Source organism: Sporosarcina sp. UB5 (genome assembly GCF_050859005.1).
Lineage (GTDB): Bacteria > Bacillota > Bacilli > Bacillales_A > Planococcaceae > Sporosarcina.
Genome location: NZ_CP125984.1, coordinates 1,580,124 through 1,597,664 on the forward strand (window position 1 = coordinate 1,580,124; position 17,541 = coordinate 1,597,664).

Sequence of the window (17,541 nt, forward strand, 5' to 3'; positions counted from 1 at the left end):
GAAAGGGGACGGATACGATGTTCCGAGGTTTTTACACTGTCGGCTCCGGCATGATTGCGCAACAGCGCAGGACGGAAATGCTTGCGAACAACATTGCGAACGCCAATACGCCAGGCTTTAAAGCTGAACAGTCAAGCATCCGTTCATTCCCGGAAATGTTCATGTCGAGCTTACACGCAAAACGCATTCCAACCGAAAAAGGCATTCAGCTGAACGGCCTTTCGCCGGTCGGAGAGTTGTCAACAGGCGTCTATATGCAAGAAACGATGCCGCTTTTCACGCAAGGAGCACTTCGTGAAACGGGCATGACGACGGACGTTGCGTTACTGGACGGCAACTTACCGGTCAACCCGGAAACTGGTGAACGTGGAGCCGTCTTCTTCCGACTTGAAAACGGAAACGGCAATGAGCTCTACACGAAAAACGGGAATTTCACAATCGACCCAGCTGGCTTCTTAACGAATCCGATGGGGTATTACGTTCTCAATACGAATGGGCAACGCATTCAACTGCAAAATGACGATTTCAGCATTTCGGACGCTGGCGACATTATGCAAGACGGAGTGGCGGTTGCGACGCTTGGTGTTTCATTCGCTGATCGGCCTGGCGCACTTTTTAAGCAAGGAAATGGCCTGTTTGCAAGCACAACAGGTAACTTGCCTGAAGCGCAAGGGGTTGCGGGAGTCGGGTATTCATTCCAACAAGGCTATTTGGAGAGTTCCAACGTCGACGCAGCGAAGGCAATGACGGACATGCTCGCCGCGTATCGCGCATTTGAAGCGAATCAAAAGATCCTTCAAGCATATGACCGGAGCATGGAAAAAGCTGTGAACGAAATTGGGCGTGTCAACGGATGACGCGTTTTGAAAGGGGCGTAAACGAATGATACGATCGATGACGACAGCAGTGAACACGATGAACCAATTGCAAACCCAATTCGACATCATCGGGAATAACCTTGCGAATTCCGCGACAACCGGGTATAAATCGAGTGACGCGAATTTTCATGAACTACTTTACCAACAATTTACGAACGATAAAGCCGATACGGCGCAGCGGCAATCACCGGCAGGCATCCGGTATGGTGTAGGTGCCGCGCTCGGCCCCGCGAAAATGAACTGGAAAGTTGGCTCATTACAATCGACCGGCCGCGAACTCGACTTCGCATTAACCGAACCGAAGCAATACTTCAACGTTATTATGCCCGGAGAAGGCGGAGAGCAAACGGTGTACACGCGTGCTGGGAATTTTTACGTATCCCCAGTTGAAGGCGGCAACTTGATGCTCGTTAACGAAGGCGGCTATCCAGTCGCGAACAGTGCGGGACAGCCGATTACGTTCGCTGATAACGTCAAAAGTTACAATATGCTTCCAGGCGGAGTGCTTGAAGTAACGCATAACGACGGAAACGTACAGCGAATCGAAATGGGTGTCACGACATTGGAACGTCCAAATTTAATGAAAAGCATTTCCGCAGGCCTATTAGCACTTCCTGAAAACGTAGCGGAACTTGGTGTCGCTATCGGGGACATCCTGACGGAAATGAACGGCGCAAATAGGAACCGCATCGGAATGGAAAATGGGAAGCTCGAAGCGTCCAACGTCAATTACGAAAAAGAAATGACAGACTTAATTAACGTCCAGCGTTCTTACCAATTTAACGCGCGAACGGTCACACTTGCCGATCAAATGTTAGGGTTAATTAATAACATTCGATAAGCCGCGCTAGGGAGAATCCGAAATGATAGATGACAAACAGAAACGTCCTCAATGGGAGCAAATGAAACAAAATAACACTACCGAGACGCCTACTATCGTGTCGCGTGTGAAACGTAACGAGCAAAAAAAGCAGAAATCCGTCAAAGAGGAAACGAGCGATAAGCGGCGCATTTGGGTCCAAGTTCGTCTGCTACCGATTTGGTTACGGATCGTGCTCGTCCTTCTGTTGCTCACAGGTGCCGCAATTTCCGGTGCTATCATCGGTTACGGTTACATTGGCGACGGTCAACCCGCCGATGCACTAAAAAAAGAGACGTGGACGCACATACTCGATATTATTAATGGGAAAGAGTCATAATGGCTCTTTCATTTCATTTTCATTTATAATTAAATACATAAATATTCAGGAGGACAAAGGAAATGCTAAATGCACAACAAATTCAGGAAATTATTCCTCATCGTTACCCCTTCCTTTTAGTTGATAAAATTACAGAACTTGAGGAAGGAAAACGGGTCGTTGGCCTGAAAAACGTTACAGTTAACGAAGACTTCTTCAATGGCCATTTTCCGGGCTACCCAGTTATGCCAGGCGTCCTCATCGTCGAAGCACTTGCCCAAGTAGGTGCCGTTGCTATTCTTCAAAAAGAAGAAAACCGTGGACGTCTCGCATTTTTTGCAGGTATCGACAACTGCCGGTTCAAACGTCAAGTCGTTCCTGGAGACCAATTGCGACTTGAAGTTGAGATTACACGTATGCGCGGTGCCATCGGAAAAGGAAAAGCAATCGCGTCTGTCGACGGCGAAATCGCTTGCGAAACAGAAATTACATTCGCACTAGGCCCAGTAGCAGAAACTTCAAATTAAATTGCGTGCGTGTGAATTGTCAGCTACAATGGAAAGTGCACTTTGTTCAGTAGCTAGGCTACAATAGACGCACGTTTACAGTGGGAGGTACCAACTAAATATGTACAATGATCTTTCTCCAAATATAAAGAGCAGCATTACACGCTCCATCACCCAAACGTTCGAGCAATATATGTCGGACATCGCATGGGACGAAGAACTGTACGACATCGAGGACTTCATCGATTCATGGCGCGAATACATCACGACGAAAGCACTGTGGTATGAAAGAATTTCGGACGACATGAAAGCAAATCCGAAATTTCACGAAGACCTCGCCCAGCGAATCAATGAAGTCATCCAGCGCATCATAAGCGAGCCGCCATCTGAAGAACAAATTGCCAACATCCAAATCATGCAGGAAAAACTCGACACACACTACTCATACGACTGCAAAGCCGAGGCGGTTTTTGTCGAATCACTGCTCAAAGATCGACTCAATAAAGAACAATAAATAGTATGGATAGTTCCCTCCTTTTTAGCCAACCTACGAGTATCATACGATTTGTATGATATGAGGCTTGTGGAAAGGAGGGAATTTTCATGTTCAAAAAAGCGATACCGTTCATACTCGTTTCCGGACTAGCACTAACGGCGTGTGCCGGAAACAATAACAACGACGGCGTCCCGAACAACAACGAAACGCCGATGGAGAACTTAGACGACGGTCTACGTGACACAACTCCACGTGTCAACAACGGCGCAGGACCGAACATGGATGGCATCGATAACGGAACCGATGGGAACAATGGTGCAAACGGCGGAATCATAAAAGATAACCGTAGCGACGGCATCCTAACAGATGACCCAAACGACACCACCAATCAGAACCGCAACGAGAACAATAACAACAACCGCTAACCGCAAGCCAAAAGAAAACCGCCACCCCCGGCGGTTTTTCTTTTGGCTTTTTGCGGTGCCTGTGCAAGATACAATTCAGTTTATTCGCTACAATTGTATATTGGTGAAGTGGGAAGTCGTTTATACGAAGGTTTGGGGTAAACTTTTATGCATATTTAGTCATCCCGGTGAATTGTCATAAATGTGTCGTGCACAGCCGCCGGCACAATTCAGTTTATTCACTACAATTGTATAGTGGTGAAGAGGGAAGTCATCTATATGAAGGTTTCAAATGACTCTCACTGTATATTCAATCATTTTAATGAATTGTCATAAATGTGTCTTGCACAGGCACCAACAAAAATCGCCAACAAAAAAAGCCGCCGTTATTGGCAGCTTTGCTCAAATTTCTTCCCGATCCTTCTTCAATCGCGGGCGTTCGCGCATATCCGACTCGAAACGCTTCAACAGCTCCTCGCCGCTCAGCCCTTCGGTAATTAATTCCTCCAATAAATGCTCCGCATACTGGGTGCGGGCGCGCTTCAACCGCCCTTTCAACAAAACCGAAATATTCTCCCCAATTTGTTGCACAGTATCGACTGCTACACGGAAACCGGCCGGCTCGTTTTCAGGATAGGATATGACGACACTCGCTTCTAATAACTTATCCGCCGCCTTCCACTCTTCAAACAGCTGCTCATACTTCCGATCAATAAAAAGTTCAAGAACCCACATCCGGTGGCTATTCTCCTGATTAATAATAATGCCGTCGATTAGCGGAAAGTCTTGGACTTTATCATCTATCAAAATACCGACAGAAAGCATCTTAAACGTCTTCACACGCCCACCCCGCTCACTTTTTGCATCAAGTATACCATATGTCAGAAAAAAACTTCAGAAACAGCCAAGCTCGAATTATCTCGAAAAAATGAAAACTTATAAACACGCAATAATACGCAGTTTCTTCATTTTACAACGAAAAAATCGACACGAAAACACTACCAAAATCAAATTTTCGCGATTTGCGCCAATTTTCGAACCGTTATATGATGAAGGCATCACCGAAAGAAAGGAGGGGAAATATGAACCAAGTTGCACTCGTAGGGCGCGTAACGAAGGATCCGATTTTAAGAAGGCTATCGGAAGGAAGGTTGCAAACGAGCTTCATTCTTGCCGTAAACCGCAAATTCAAAAACCAGCAAGGCGAAGTAGATGCCGACTTCATTCTTTGCACTGCCTGGGGAAAAACCGCGGAAAACACGGCGAAGCATTGCGGAAAAGGGTCCTTAATAGGTGTCGGCGGAAGAATCCAATCACGGACATACGAACGGGAAGATAAAAGCCGCGTCTTCGTCACCGAAGTAATCGGCGAAGAAATTCGATTCCTATCGACAAAACGGAGAGAAAACGACAATCTATACGGAGAGCCGCATGTCCATGTGCAACAAAGTGGCGGTGAGGAAAGGGAGAGCGAACAGGAAAAGGCCACCTCGAACTTCCACCTGCCACAGGACGAAAAAGATGGGCTGCCAATCTATTGATCATCAAAAATGATACATAGGGCAGCGAAAGTAAAGGGAAAAAGGGGGATAGAAGGAGAGCTCGGATACACAAACAAAAGTAAATAAGAGAAAACAATATCTAAGAGAGAAACGAGTAAAAGAGGAAAAAACAATTCGGATATGGAAGGGTGGGGATCCTCCCATATCCAATAGGGGGCATTGCCATCTCCTACAGGCAATGCTTGCTGCGAAGGCCCAATGATCATGGCCAACACAATGTGGCGGGGACCGCTCCCGCCGCATCCATACATTAGTATAAAGGAGGAAAGAGCTTGGAACAATACGAAAAACAGCTTATCCGCATGGAACTGCAAGTCGGACAACTCATCCGCATCGTCGCCGGCATGAACGAGCGGATCAACGAATTGGAGGAAAAAGAATTAGCAAGAAAAGTCGTTCCTATACATATTCGGCGCCCGGCAAAGCCGATGTAAACGAAAAACGAAAAAACCCCGATTCCCAAAAGGAAACCGAGGTCGCATCACGATCTTTCAAATGAAAGAAGATCATCCAATTCCGTATCAGATAACTCCGTAAGCCATTGACTCGACTGAATTAAATCTGCGGAAAGGGCAGCTTTCTCAACAAGCATTTTATCGATCTTCTCTTCAATCGTTCCGACCGTTACAAACTTATGAACATGCACGAACTTCGTCTGGCCAATCCGGTATGCCCGGTCCGTCGCCTGATTCTCAACAGCGGGATTCCACCAACGGTCCGCATGCAACACATGGTTCGCCGCCGTTAAATTCAAGCCTGTTCCACCCGCCTTCAACGACAAGATGAAAATCGGGAACTCACCAGCCTGGAACGCCTCGACTAAATGATCGCGCTGTCCCTTCGGCATGCTGCCCGACAAAAACGGCACATCGATATTATGCAACTCGCTCAAACAGTGGCGAATTAATTGGCCCATCCCGATGTACTGCGTGAAAATAAGACATTGCTCACCGTTCGAAGCAATATCCGCCGCCATCGACACGATTCGATTCAACTTCACCGAACGCGTAAGCATCTCATCTGCAGGCGCATGTGGCTCCTTTAAAAACAGCGCTGGATGATTACAAAGCTGCTTCAACCGGCTCAACATTTTCAAAATGAGCCCTTTACGCTCAAACCCGGTCAACGTCTCGAGCTTGAACTTCGTATCCTCGATGAAGCTTTCATAGAGCGCAGCCTGCTCCGTCGTTAACGGACAATACTCGTTCTGCTCAAGCTTCTTCGGCAAATTCAATTGCAAATCAGGATCGTTTTTCGTACGGCGTAACAAGAACGGACGAATTTTCGCCCGCAACTTACGTTTTTCAAGCTCTGAATCATCCCGTTCAATCGGAACGATATACTGCTCGGTGAATGTCCGGAAACTACCGAAATACCCTTTATGGATGAAATCAAAAATCGCCCATAGCTCCGACAACCGGTTCTCAATCGGCGTCCCTGTCAACGCAATTTGGTGGTCGCCATGCAATTTCCGAATTGCCCGAGACTGCTTCGTCTGCATGTTTTTAATATTTTGCGCCTCATCAAGCGTAATGCTCGCAAACACCGTACCGCCAAGCGTCTCATCGTCCTGCGTCGCCGTGCCGTACGTCGTCAAAATCACATCTGGCTTACGCTCTTTCAAAAGCGCATCGAACTCGTCTTCCCGCGCACGCGTCGGACCGTAATGCGTATGCACGTTAAGTGTCGGCGCAAACCGCTCCAGCTCCTTTTGCCAGTTGCCGAGCACACTCGTCGGGCAAATGATGAGCGAAGGGGAGTCCGTTTCTGGGCGCGCATGCACATTCAACAAATACGAAATGAGCTGAACCGTCTTCCCGAGCCCCATATCGTCCGCCAAACAAGCGCCGAAATGATTCTCACGCATGAAGACGAGCCAATTATACCCGTCGACTTGATACGGACGGAGCTCCGCCATAAGCCCTTCCGGAATACCCGCGTCAGGAAGACCGTGTTTATTCGACACCATCTCGACATAGTCGCGCAACGACTGCTGCATCGAAAACGCAAGTAGGGGATCATCTGCACTGTCATCGTCATCGACCGGAATAATCTCCTCGGGAATCTCTTGAAACAGCAAATCCTTTACCGTCCACTCGCCAGCATCCGCCTGCTCCATTAACTCGCGGATCCGCTTCAGCCAAAGTGGGTCGATATGGAACCACTCATCACCGGAACGGATATACTCACGATTCTCGTCGACCATCTTCCGAAACGAATCTTGATCGATCTCCTTCCCAGCGAGCGAAAAGTTCCAGTCGAACGAAAGGACTTCATCAAGACCTGCCGCAGACCGATACGACTGCACACTCGCACTCGTTCGGACGCGCATTTTCGACTCCGTCACCGACTTCAACCAAGCCGGCAAAATGACGGGATACCCGAACGACTGAAACACCGGCAAATCTTCCTGAATGAACATCCGTACTTCAGGATCCGACATCGTCATCGACAAAAATCGATTCGCAGGCTCAGCCTCAACCGAACGGAGGAACGACACCATCTCAGACTGCTTTTCCCGGATTTCATCGGCATACCCTTTCCACTTCGCAGGAAGCGCATCGCCGATTTCCGCATTCGCTTTACGAACAGCAGGCGTCCAATGCGCCCCGCGTTCACTAACGACGACCGTCTCTAGCAACCATTCTGATTCTGCCTCGTCATCCGGCTCCGTCAAACGGAAAGCGACTCGGACAGGCATCGTCGAAACCGAATCACCCGGCCAACCGTACTTGCGCAAATGCGGCAACAGCGCCGGCAACTGATCGAGCTGCATGGCCGAAGCATTGATTTTTTCGCGAATCGCATCATGCAAAATCATCGCAGAAAGGGCAGAAATCCCAATTTTCTCCTCGTCGAATCGGATCATCCCTGCGTTCAGTTCCGCATGCTGCCAGAAATCGGGTTCATTCCATAAACGCGCCGCTTCCCGTAACGCAGATAAATGTGCTTCATCAGTCGATGTCTGTCCATTGAACGTAGCGAATGGATGCGGCTCACCCGCAAACACTTGGAGGAACTCATCTGTATTCAAATGGACCGCCTTTTCATCGGTCATCGGCAACAAACCGTACAACGCCTTTTCATTCGTAAAGAATAGGAAAGAAGATAGCCTGTCCGGAGCAACCGCACGGCCGGACGAATCTGTCGCAGTAATTGCGTACCGTCCGTCTTCATCCCGATCAATCGCCAATTGGAAAAGGAGATGCAACGTATCCATTTTTGTCATAAATTCAAATTCCCCTTTTCCATTTCTTCCGACAAGGCGCGCAACCGTTTATGCTGTTCGCGAACCGTGTCGACATACCGGTTCCAAAATTCGACTTTGCCGCTCTTTTTCGCGCCTGCCTTCATATTTTTGAACAACCGAACGGCGCGTCGGTAACTATGCCGATTTTTCTCTTGGATGAACCGCATTGCGTACGTATGGAGCAGCGGCATGACGGAAGCAGGGTCATTCGCGAGAACGAACTTCAACGTATCAGGCTCGACCCCGTCATACGGAATGTTGAACCGGTGCATGAGCGCCGCCCATTCGGAGAACCGCTTCCGCTCAATTAGAAAATCGCCGAACGCGCTGACGCCATCTTCTCCATACATCATAAACAGCTCTTCACGCCGCTCTTCCGGAAATTCTGCCTCTTCAAGCAGTCCATCGATTTTCCGGATGAAATGATACCGGTCTGTTGAAAGCGTAATCCGTTCAAAAAACGTGCCAATATGCGGGTGAATCGTATTCATAATGACAGATAGTGCGTCAATATCTTCCATTTCAGCAGCAAGATCCGCTAACGGAAGCCAATGGCCGACAAGTTCGCCGCCCGCACGTTCCGCAATTTTCGCAAGCGTCTCTTGATCGCCCTTCGTCAAATTGAAATAAGCAGCAAAAAAAGCCGCGTCTACCGAGTCATCGTCAAGAAGATAAGCAAGCTCTTGCTCCTGCGCAACTTGGTCTTTGTACAGGAACTCCCACATGATCGCATAAATATCTAGACGGACTTCATATAGACCACCATTTCGCAAAACAAACTCGCGGACTTGCGATTTCAGTGCCGAATAAAATGCATCTGTCTCGAACAGTCTCGGTTTCTTCCCGAGCGCTTTTCCGATATCGCGCAATTTCCCGATCTGTTCATTGAGCCACATCTTCACTTGCCATTGACGGTACGTGAAATGTTTTGCCTCCTCGAGATGCTCGCGCGCAAACGACCAGCCTGCATCCAACAGATGCAACCGGTAAAACAGTTCGAATAGCGGCTTCCATTCCCATTCGAAAGGGGAGAGCGGAATCATTTTCTCATCCATTAATGAGCTTTCATGCATGAACACATTTGGATTCTCACCAGGTTCAATGTTCCGAAGTGGCTCCGTTAGCCTATACAATACGGCGTTCCAAGCTTCCGGTGTCCGTTCTGAAACAGTTAACGCCATTTGTTCCGCCTCTCTCCGTTGCCATCCATGCAGCCATTCCGTTAACGAATGGAACTGTGAATAAAGATGGAAGACGACGGCAATTTCGTGCGCGCACCATTCGACATCATCGCACGTACAATCTTTGAACGATACGGAAGGCGCAAGCTTCACCGTCTGCTCGCCTTCGTCAGCCACTGTCGCAACAAGGGTAGACACGCCTTGTAAAATACGAAAGTCAAGAAACGCACCTTTTCTGACTAACGAGACCGCCTTCCGGATCTGCACAGACTCCACTTGCACATCCGGACGGAACGAATGCTTGATCCGATCCATCCATTCATCTATTTCACGCTCATGTAAATACGAAAAACGTTCCACTGACATGTGCATCGGCTCACTCCCTAAACTAAAGCATTCCCTTTATTATAAGGCTTTTAAGCCGGAATCGTAAATGATATCATTTAATGTAAGGAAAACAACATACATAATTATCGATGGAGGGGGAATTAGATTGGAAACTTTAATATTACGCGTACCTAAACTTTATGAAAAACGTAATCTCATGCTAGAAGGACATGATTCGACAGATCATATTTTTGTAGATGACGAAAACGGCGGATTCATAGCTGCAGAATCATTCATATCGGAAGACGCTGAAGCGCTCGTCGCCAATTATCAATCCGATGAATTGATGATGTTTAAAAACGGCGAAAGTGATTTAATTAAACGAATGCTGAAAAGAAAAGTCATCATAGAGCCGGTCGAAACCCACTTCATGATGAGGCCCGAGAACAGGAAGAAATAGCATCATCGTAAACATCGTTGAATAGTATAGAAGACAATTCATTCACAAAATGTAGGGAACTGTGATAGAATGATAATAATCGGAATATTCAATGATGGAGGGGAAAACATGCTATCTGTTCAGCGTATGACGCCTTTTTTCACTAGCCAAGAAGACTTCCGTCTACGTCTCGTGTTTGCCTATCAATATTTCTCGATAATAAAAGGTGGTGAAGTGTACCAATTCGTGCCCTCTGAAGGAAAGGAAATCGTTGTTAACATGAAAAGCTTGCAAGTCGAAAACCTCGGTGAAGTGTTCGTCTTCCAACGAGGCAACCGATTTATCCGACTGCCGCTTTACCAGCTCCTTCTCATCTCGGATCTTCACCTACACCTGTCTTCGATCCTTGAAGGGACAATGAACTTGCAATTTGAACCACCTGAAGTCGTCATTCAGGAAGCGGAGGAGTTGATGAAAGAAATCGAATCCGACAATCGCTTACGTATGATCGACTACGCACTCGAAACAAATAACCGAAGCTTATTCGCTCAACTGACGGAAGGAATGCACTAAAATTGAAAAATGAATTATAAAAAACACTTATCGTCCACAAACGATGAGTGTTTTTATTGTCTTCAATTCGTTGAGAATCAACCCGTAAAAAAATGCAACACAATGACGAAAATAGTCGAACCGGTCAACCCGAACAAGAAATCTTGCAAAGTAAATCGATGATTGTCGTCGTGATTCATCAAAATCCGCTCCTATGTCGATTTCCCGGGAAATGGGGGAATAGATTTTGCAACTAGACTAGTCAAATTCCCCGATAAATATACATATAGAAACGAACAGTTTTACACCATTCCGAAGCCCAAATTCCGAATTCTGCTTCTAGACTTGTCCCTCTTTCAATATAGTGAAGAAATCGGAAAAGTTTTCGAGAGGAGACAGGGACAAACGGATGAAGAAATGGATTTGGATAAGTTGCATCGCAATCATTTGCATGTTTTTCGTAGGAATAGGAAAAGCCGAAGCGACAAACGAAAGAGGGAATCGATACATCGGTTTGCATGACCGCATATTGCCCCTCGACGACATCCGCGTTATCGACGGTGACACAAAAGTGCCACTCAAAGACATTGCGCAATACCTCTACTTACCCGTCGAAACGAAAGACGGAAAGACAATCATCCGTAAACGAGGGAAAGAGATCGTCTTCGATCATTTAACGAGTATGACAACGTTAGACGGCGTGGACCAGCCATGGTCACCACTCGCCTCAATTGACGGTCAAATCTTCATTAGCGTGAAATATATTGCTCGCGAAACCGGGTTCCAATTCGAATATTTTCAAAGTTACCATACGATCCGCATTTATCGAGATGAATTCAATCATATAAGTCATGAAGCGTTTGAGGAAGTTATTAAATCACATGCCCAAAAGCAAACACCGGCATCGACATCGAAAAAAGCAACTGTCTACTTAACGTTCGACGACGGTCCGAATCAATTCACATTACACAATCTCGCTACACTTGAAAAATATAACGTACCCGCCACATTCTTTTTTCTTGGCAATCAAATGAAACAAAACGAATCCATCGTAAAAACGGTCTCAAAAAGCGGCCATTACATCGGCTCCCACAGCATGACCCATAACAAAGCATACGTCTACGGATCGACCGAATCATTCATTGCCGAAATGGCTGGCGGCGCTCAAATCATTGAGCAATTAACAGGGAACTCACCGAAACTCGTCCGCGTCCCATACGGCAGCAAGCCGCTCGTCACACCAAGCATGCAAAAAAGCCTCATCGCACACGGCTATAAACTGTGGGACTGGAACGTCGACTCGAACGATTGGCGTTATACGGACAAACAAGCAGACCAAATCGTAAAAAACGTCCAAGACGGCGTCATGAAAGCAATAAAATCCGGCGACACCGACATCATCATCCTGCTGCACGACCGCAGCCAAACTACAATCGCTCTTCCAAAAATTATCGAATGGCTACAAAAAGAAGGCTACACCTTCAAAACATACGAGCCCGACAACCACATCATCCAGAACTTCCTTCGTGACCCACTTCTTTAAATGAAACCCATAATTGGTCAAAAGCATTCAGCGCGACAAATAGACATTGACAATCACGCATCTCCGCGAAACACACATAAATCCCAAAACTCACGCATAACCGCCACCAGAAACGCATAAATCCCAAAACTCACGCATAACCGCCACCAGAAACGCATAAATCCCAAAACTCACGCATAACCGCTCCCAGAAACGCATAAATCCTAAAACTCGCGCATAACCGCCATCAGAAACGCATAAATCCCAAAACTCACGCATAACCACCACCAGAAACGCATAAATCCCAAAACACGCGCATAACCACCGCCAGAACCGCATAAATCCCAAAACTCACGCATAACCACCGCCAGAACCGCATAAATCCCAAAACTCGCGCATAACCACCACCAGAACCGCATAAATCTCAAAACTCACGCATAACCACCACCAGAAACGCATAAATCTCAAAACTCGCGCATAACCGCCATCAGAAACGCATAAATCCCAAAACTTGCGCATAACCCGCAACATCATCTAAGGACTTCCATACTAAATTCTCAACTTAAGAAGCGTAGACATAAAATCATGGCTCTAAAATTACCTATAAACCTTCCGAACTAGCACATACAGATCCTACGAACGAATTTCAGAGATTGTCGACATTTGTTATACGAATCTCTATTTTCAAACAAGTCTCTCTATGTTATTGTGAAAATGGTAACAATCTACCAAACTACTAAAGGGGGAAAAGCTATTTTGAGAAACCATCACTTCACTAAACTGTTCAGCACACTTCTCGCAATCATCCTCGTGCTCTCCATGCTCACGCCATTATCGGCATCCGCCAACACGGATTCCACCGGCGCGGCAACAGCATCGGAAACTGCTGAACAAACCGGGAAAACGTTAAAAGCATTCAAAGAGCAACATCAAAACGAAAGCACGATGCAGCAAAAAGCAGCGATCGCCGAACAGCTCAAGCTACTCGGGGGCGAAGCAAAACTGCATGAAGAACTACAAAACGTCAAAGGGAACGAACAAGTCCCCGTCATCATCCACTTCTCAGAAAAATCAGTAGGACTCCAAAAAGGAATCCAAAAACTACGAGGAAAATCATTCTCCAACTTAGAAGCGCAACGAGCGAAACAAAAAGTGCGCAACCAACAAGCAGCCGCCAAAAAAGAAATGCTCAACAAAGGCATTCACTTCAACGAAGGCTTCACATTTGACACCGTACTTAACGGAATGTCCGCAACCGTCAAAGCCGACGACCTACCAAAACTTCTCGAAATAAACGGCGTCACACTCGTTGAACCAGACACAATCGTCTACGCACTCGACAACGAAAAAGCGAATGCCTCATCGAAACCGAACGGCCTGAAAAAGCCAGCTCCATCTGAATCAAAACTCGAACAAAAAGCTAAAGGTGGACAAGTCGGCCCTGCCATGGACACGAGCATCGGCTTCCTCGGAATCGAACCACTCTGGGCAGCAGGCTATGAAGGACAAGGCATCAAAGTCGCCGTCCTCGACACAGGCATCGACGCCGACCACCCAGACTTCAAAGGCATCTACAAAGGTGGCAGAAACTTCGTCCCGCACACTGGCAACGACTATGCCCGCACACGTGCTGACGACGACGCTTCCGAAACATCACCGCTAGACCGCCCATCAAACCGTCCTGAATTCGACTCATCCGGAAGGGCATTCTACACATCCCACGGCACACACGTCGCGGGCACAATCGCAGCAGTCGGCAACAACGAATACGGCATTAAAGGAATTGCACCGAAAGTCGACCTTTACGCATACCGCGTCCTCGGCGCGTACGGCAGTGGATCCACATCCGGCATCATCGCAGCAATCGACTACGCAGTCCAGCAAGAAATGGACGTTATCAACTTATCACTCGGCGGAGGCTCCAACACCGAAACAGACGCTAGCTCATTCGCCATTAACAACGCCATGCTCGCAGGCACAATTTCAGTCGTCGCAACCGGCAACTCCGGACCGGGTCGCGGAACGATGGGCACACCATCAACAGCTCGTCTCGGCATCGCCGTCGGGAACACGACAAATCCGGAAGCGCACTACTTCGGCGACGTCAACATTAACGCCGGCAACTACAACCTATCAAAAACACTAAACCTAATGGGCACAACATACGGCGCAAACCTCGCCAATCAACTTGACGGCGAATACAGTATCGTCGCAGTCCCTGGAATTGGGGCAGCGTCAGACTACGAAGGACTAGACGTTAATGACAAAGTCGCACTCGTTTCACGTGGCGAAATCCCATTCGTCGATAAAATCGCAGCCGCAAAAGACAACGGCGCAGTCGCCATCATCGTTCACAACTTCGCTGGCGGAACGGGTGCACCAGGCCCATCCGGCACATTCCTTGGCGACGCATTCGAATTCATCCCAACATTCGACATGTCCCAAACAGACGGCGACGCAATCCGTGCAGCACTCGCACAAGCGGAAGGCACAATCTCATTCGGAAACTTCGACTACACAATGACAGCAGGCGACGAAGTGAACAACTCCAGCTCACGCGGACCGTCCACGCCAAACTTCGACATTAAACCTGACGTCACCGCACCAGGAACGAACATTATGTCGACAATCCCGATGTACAAAGCGGACTTCCCGGACGCCACCTACGAACAAGCCTACACGCGCAAAACAGGAACGTCCATGGCCACACCACATATTGCAGGAATCGCGGCGCTCGTAAAACAAGCGAATCCGACGTGGGACGCCTTTGACGTAAAAGTCGCCTTGTCCAACACAGCGAAGATCCTTGACACGAGCAAGTACGACGTATTCGCGCAAGGAGCCGGCCGCGTACAAGCGTATCAAGCAGCGTTTCCTGAAATACTAGCGTACGCACTCGACACCGCAAACAATGACGGGGAAACGGTTAACAACAAAAAAGGAACCGTCACATTCGGACCACAAGATTTATCGAACGATATTTCAGTCACAAAGCAAATTCTCGTGAAAGACATGAACGGCAACGGCGGCACATACAACGCCACAGTCGAAGTGACGAAAGGTTTTGCAGACGCAACTGTCACGATCGACAAACCAACATTCACATTATCCGACGATGAGCTGCTCAACGTCACATTGACGGCTTCCCAAAATGTGAACACAAAAGCCGGCGATGAAATCCTCGGATACATCCACATTAAAGGTGGTAGCACGACCGCTTCATTACCGTTTGCAGCAGACTTCTCGCCGAAAGGTTCGGCGGCACCAATTACAAATTACAGGCTGACAGAAACGGATCTGTCGTTCAATGGTGATGGCATTAAAGATATAGGGCGACTTGAGTTTATATTGAACACGAATGTAGCGACAAACTACATTGAGCTTTGGGACATCATGAATCCAGATGGTGGTTATTATGGAGACGGCTATATTGGTTATTTGCATGCTGGTTCTTCATTGGGGGCGGGAAGCTATTACCTAGATATTGACGGTGAGTACGTTCCTTGGGGTGGAGCTGGATGGACAGCGATTCCTGATGGTTTATACACTGTTGACTTCACTGGATTTAACCTTGGAGCTGGGCCTGCTATCGTCGAAGCTTGGGACGGACCACTTTTCGTGAAGAGTTCACCTGCTACAATCGAGTCGGAAGAAGAGCATGTAGCAGAACATTCCACATACGAATTTTCTGGCCAAGTAGTTGATAAATATATCGAGTGGCAAGAAGAGCTGTTCCTATACGGCCTCGGCTACAACTTAAATACGAAACTAGCAACGACATTTGAAGCGCAGGATGAGGATGGTAACATTGTATCAAGCGGGCGTGTGAACCTTAAACAAGACGGTTCATTTACTTTCGAATTAACTAATCTTGCTTATGGAGTAAACACAGTTACAATTTTCGTGAACGACGCGGCTGGCAATAAAGCTGAAACATCCTTTGTCGTTACACGTGAGGGAGAAGCCGAAGAAGATACTGTTGATTACACGGTAAATAAAATTAATATATCTCTTCAAGTTGGGGAAGCTGAATATTTAACTGTTACCAAAACGACAACAAAATCAGACGGAACGACGGAAGAGCAAGACGTAACAGCTGACGCAACATTCACGTCTGCAGATGAAGCAATCGTAACAGTTGAAAACGGAAACGTCACAGCGGTAGGTGCAGGAGAAACAATAATCACTGTCACGTACGAAGACTTTACGGCAACAGTGTCTGTTACAGTCACGGCTGTCGAAGAACCAGACACAATCACATTTACGGTCAATAAAGATGAAGTAGCCCTAAACGTTGGCGAAGCGGACCAATTGATCGTCACAAAAACAACGACAAAAGCGGACGGAACCCATACGGAGGAAGACGTCACAGCGACATCGACTTTCACATCCGCAGATGAAAACGTAGCAACCGTCACGAACGGTACGATTAGAGCATTTGGCGCGGGCACAACAGCAATCACTGTCACAAACGGCGACTTCTCAGCGACAGTATCCGTCAAAGTGACAGCACTCGAAGAGCCAGATAACGGCTACGTCGTCACGGAAGAAGCGGTTGCACAATCAGGAAAAACGATTGAATTCGACTTAACTACTATGGAAAATGAAGTCGATATCCAAATTAACGCTTCCGTCCTCAATGCAATCGTAAGTTCAAAGAAAGACGTTAACATCCAAAAAGACGGCGCAGTCTTCTCGCTTCATAAAAACATCTTCAAAAACTTGAACGGAGACATTACAATTTCCGTCGAGAAAACTGATGCATCCGCAATAATCAACGCCGTTTCCGACATCTACACAATCACATTCTGGAACGGCATCGGTGAATCAAAACAACAACTGACAAAACTTGGCCATAAACTCGACATCGTCATGTCAGTCAATACAAACAGCAAAAAAGTCCGAGTTGTCGACGCGAACACTTTTGCAGAAGTTGATAAAAACGCGAACGTCAAAAACAGCACAGTCAACTTCACAACAAATACAGGCGGCAGCTTCGTAGCCATTGAATAATCCAAAACGAGCCTTTCCGATTGTCGGAAAGGCTCGTTTCAAATTTTAAACCCCTAATTTGTAAAAAGCTTTTAGCGCGACCGGGGAAGGGGCTTCCATAGGTGATCGCCCACGTCCATTCGAATCGCAACACAACCAACCGAGTTCGCAACACAATCAACGTCATCCGCAACACAATCAGCCGGGTTTGCAACACAATCAATGTCTCCTGCAACACAACGAACGCGCATAGT

At 47.3% G+C, this 17,541-nt stretch carries 17 protein-coding genes; 12 read left to right on the top strand and 5 right to left on the bottom strand.

The window, feature by feature from the left end:
• Positions 1 to 17 precede the first annotated feature (17 nt).
• The 6 genes from QM454_RS08305 to QM454_RS08330 all read left to right on the top strand — a co-directional run bounded on the left by QM454_RS08305 (position 18) and on the right by QM454_RS08330 (position 3,483).
• Positions 18 to 857, top strand: a complete 840-nt coding sequence (locus tag QM454_RS08305) for a flagellar hook-basal body protein (RefSeq protein WP_432363720.1) — start codon at positions 18 to 20, stop codon at positions 855 to 857.
• Positions 858 to 882: 25 nt separating this feature from the next.
• Entirely contained in the window at positions 883 to 1,719 is an 837-nt protein-coding gene (locus QM454_RS08310; RefSeq protein WP_432363722.1) for a flagellar hook-basal body protein, read from the top strand.
• A 22-nt stretch (positions 1,720 to 1,741) separates the two neighbouring features.
• Positions 1,742 to 2,077, top strand: a complete 336-nt coding sequence (locus tag QM454_RS08315; protein ID WP_432363724.1) for a DNA-directed RNA polymerase subunit beta — start codon at positions 1,742 to 1,744, stop codon at positions 2,075 to 2,077.
• Between the two features lie 62 nt (positions 2,078 to 2,139).
• On the top strand, positions 2,140 to 2,583 hold the full coding sequence (gene fabZ / locus QM454_RS08320) for a 3-hydroxyacyl-ACP dehydratase FabZ (RefSeq protein WP_432363726.1): 444 nt from the start codon (positions 2,140 to 2,142) through the stop codon (positions 2,581 to 2,583).
• A 100-nt stretch (positions 2,584 to 2,683) separates the two neighbouring features.
• Positions 2,684 to 3,076, top strand: coding sequence for a hypothetical protein (locus tag QM454_RS08325; RefSeq protein ID WP_432363728.1), 393 nt, complete (start codon positions 2,684 to 2,686; stop codon positions 3,074 to 3,076).
• Positions 3,077 to 3,165: 89 nt separating this feature from the next.
• Entirely contained in the window at positions 3,166 to 3,483 is a 318-nt protein-coding gene (locus QM454_RS08330) for a hypothetical protein (RefSeq protein WP_432363730.1), read from the top strand.
• 381 nt (positions 3,484 to 3,864) lie between these two features.
• On the opposite strand, the gene QM454_RS08335 is transcribed toward QM454_RS08330, so the two are convergent.
• Positions 3,865 to 4,302, bottom strand: coding sequence for a YwpF family protein (locus QM454_RS08335; RefSeq protein WP_432363732.1), 438 nt, complete (start codon positions 4,300 to 4,302; stop codon positions 3,865 to 3,867).
• A 242-nt stretch (positions 4,303 to 4,544) separates the two neighbouring features.
• On the opposite strand from QM454_RS08335, the gene QM454_RS08340 reads away from it, so the two are divergent.
• Positions 4,545 to 5,003 (top strand): single-stranded DNA-binding protein, encoded by a 459-nt coding sequence (locus QM454_RS08340; protein WP_432363733.1) that lies wholly within the window; start codon positions 4,545 to 4,547, stop codon positions 5,001 to 5,003.
• 293 nt (positions 5,004 to 5,296) lie between these two features.
• The gene (locus tag QM454_RS08345) at positions 5,297 to 5,458 is read left to right on the top strand and encodes a hypothetical protein (protein ID WP_432363734.1); all 162 of its coding nucleotides are present in this window, start codon (positions 5,297 to 5,299) and stop codon (positions 5,456 to 5,458) included.
• 47 nt (positions 5,459 to 5,505) lie between these two features.
• Here the strand turns inward: QM454_RS08345 and QM454_RS08350 are convergent, their stop codons facing one another.
• A complete protein-coding gene (locus QM454_RS08350) occupies positions 5,506 to 8,253 on the bottom strand; it encodes a DEAD/DEAH box helicase (protein WP_432363735.1) in 2,748 nt (915 codons plus the stop codon).
• Positions 8,250 to 9,827 (bottom strand): hypothetical protein, encoded by a 1,578-nt coding sequence (locus QM454_RS08355; protein ID WP_432363736.1) that lies wholly within the window; start codon positions 9,825 to 9,827, stop codon positions 8,250 to 8,252. Before QM454_RS08355 ends, QM454_RS08350 begins: the two co-directional genes overlap by 4 nt.
• 121 nt (positions 9,828 to 9,948) lie before the next feature.
• Between QM454_RS08355 and QM454_RS08360 the strand changes: the two genes are divergently transcribed.
• From QM454_RS08360 to QM454_RS08370, 3 genes are all read left to right on the top strand, one after another.
• Positions 9,949 to 10,242: a hypothetical protein gene (locus tag QM454_RS08360; RefSeq protein ID WP_432363737.1), complete on the top strand. Its 294-nt coding sequence runs from the start codon at positions 9,949 to 9,951 to the stop codon at positions 10,240 to 10,242.
• Positions 10,243 to 10,350: 108 nt separating this feature from the next.
• Positions 10,351 to 10,794 carry a transcriptional regulator gene (locus QM454_RS08365; RefSeq protein ID WP_432363739.1) on the top strand — a complete coding sequence of 148 codons (444 nt, stop codon included), beginning with the start codon at positions 10,351 to 10,353 and terminating at the stop codon, positions 10,792 to 10,794.
• A gap of 388 nt (positions 10,795 to 11,182) precedes the next feature.
• Positions 11,183 to 12,316 carry a polysaccharide deacetylase family protein gene (locus tag QM454_RS08370; protein WP_432363741.1) on the top strand — a complete coding sequence of 378 codons (1,134 nt, stop codon included), beginning with the start codon at positions 11,183 to 11,185 and terminating at the stop codon, positions 12,314 to 12,316.
• A gap of 90 nt (positions 12,317 to 12,406) precedes the next feature.
• Here QM454_RS08370 and QM454_RS08375 read toward each other — a convergent pair whose 3' ends face one another.
• A complete protein-coding gene (locus tag QM454_RS08375) occupies positions 12,407 to 12,574 on the bottom strand; it encodes a hypothetical protein (protein WP_432363743.1) in 168 nt (55 codons plus the stop codon).
• A 72-nt stretch (positions 12,575 to 12,646) separates the two neighbouring features.
• The gene (locus tag QM454_RS08380; protein ID WP_432363745.1) at positions 12,647 to 12,829 is read right to left on the bottom strand and encodes a hypothetical protein; all 183 of its coding nucleotides are present in this window, start codon (positions 12,827 to 12,829) and stop codon (positions 12,647 to 12,649) included.
• Between the two features lie 222 nt (positions 12,830 to 13,051).
• On the opposite strand from QM454_RS08380, the gene QM454_RS08385 reads away from it, so the two are divergent.
• Entirely contained in the window at positions 13,052 to 17,308 is a 4,257-nt protein-coding gene (locus QM454_RS08385; RefSeq protein WP_432363747.1) for a S8 family serine peptidase, read from the top strand.
• Positions 17,309 to 17,541: the final 233 nt, after the last annotated feature.

Bases quoted from the DNA above. Each gene is read 5' to 3' on its own strand.
- QM454_RS08305 (WP_432363720.1), top strand. From the start codon at position 18: ATGTTCCGAGGTTTTTACACTGTCGGCTCCGGCATGATTGCGCAACAG.
- QM454_RS08310 (WP_432363722.1), top strand. From the start codon at position 883: ATGATACGATCGATGACGACAGCAGTGAACACGATGAACCAATTGCAA.
- QM454_RS08315 (WP_432363724.1), top strand. From the start codon at position 1,742: ATGATAGATGACAAACAGAAACGTCCTCAATGGGAGCAAATGAAACAA.
- fabZ (WP_432363726.1), top strand. From the start codon at position 2,140: ATGCTAAATGCACAACAAATTCAGGAAATTATTCCTCATCGTTACCCC.
- QM454_RS08325 (WP_432363728.1), top strand. From the start codon at position 2,684: ATGTACAATGATCTTTCTCCAAATATAAAGAGCAGCATTACACGCTCC.
- QM454_RS08330 (WP_432363730.1), top strand. From the start codon at position 3,166: ATGTTCAAAAAAGCGATACCGTTCATACTCGTTTCCGGACTAGCACTA.
- QM454_RS08340 (WP_432363733.1), top strand. From the start codon at position 4,545: ATGAACCAAGTTGCACTCGTAGGGCGCGTAACGAAGGATCCGATTTTA.
- QM454_RS08350 (WP_432363735.1), bottom strand. From the start codon at position 8,253: ATGACAAAAATGGATACGTTGCATCTCCTTTTCCAATTGGCGATTGAT.
- QM454_RS08355 (WP_432363736.1), bottom strand. From the start codon at position 9,827: ATGCACATGTCAGTGGAACGTTTTTCGTATTTACATGAGCGTGAAATA.
- QM454_RS08365 (WP_432363739.1), top strand. From the start codon at position 10,351: ATGCTATCTGTTCAGCGTATGACGCCTTTTTTCACTAGCCAAGAAGAC.
- QM454_RS08370 (WP_432363741.1), top strand. From the start codon at position 11,183: ATGAAGAAATGGATTTGGATAAGTTGCATCGCAATCATTTGCATGTTT.
- QM454_RS08375 (WP_432363743.1), bottom strand. From the start codon at position 12,574: ATGCGTGAGTTTTGGGATTTATGCGTTTCTGATGGCGGTTATGCGCGA.
- QM454_RS08380 (WP_432363745.1), bottom strand. From the start codon at position 12,829: ATGATGTTGCGGGTTATGCGCAAGTTTTGGGATTTATGCGTTTCTGAT.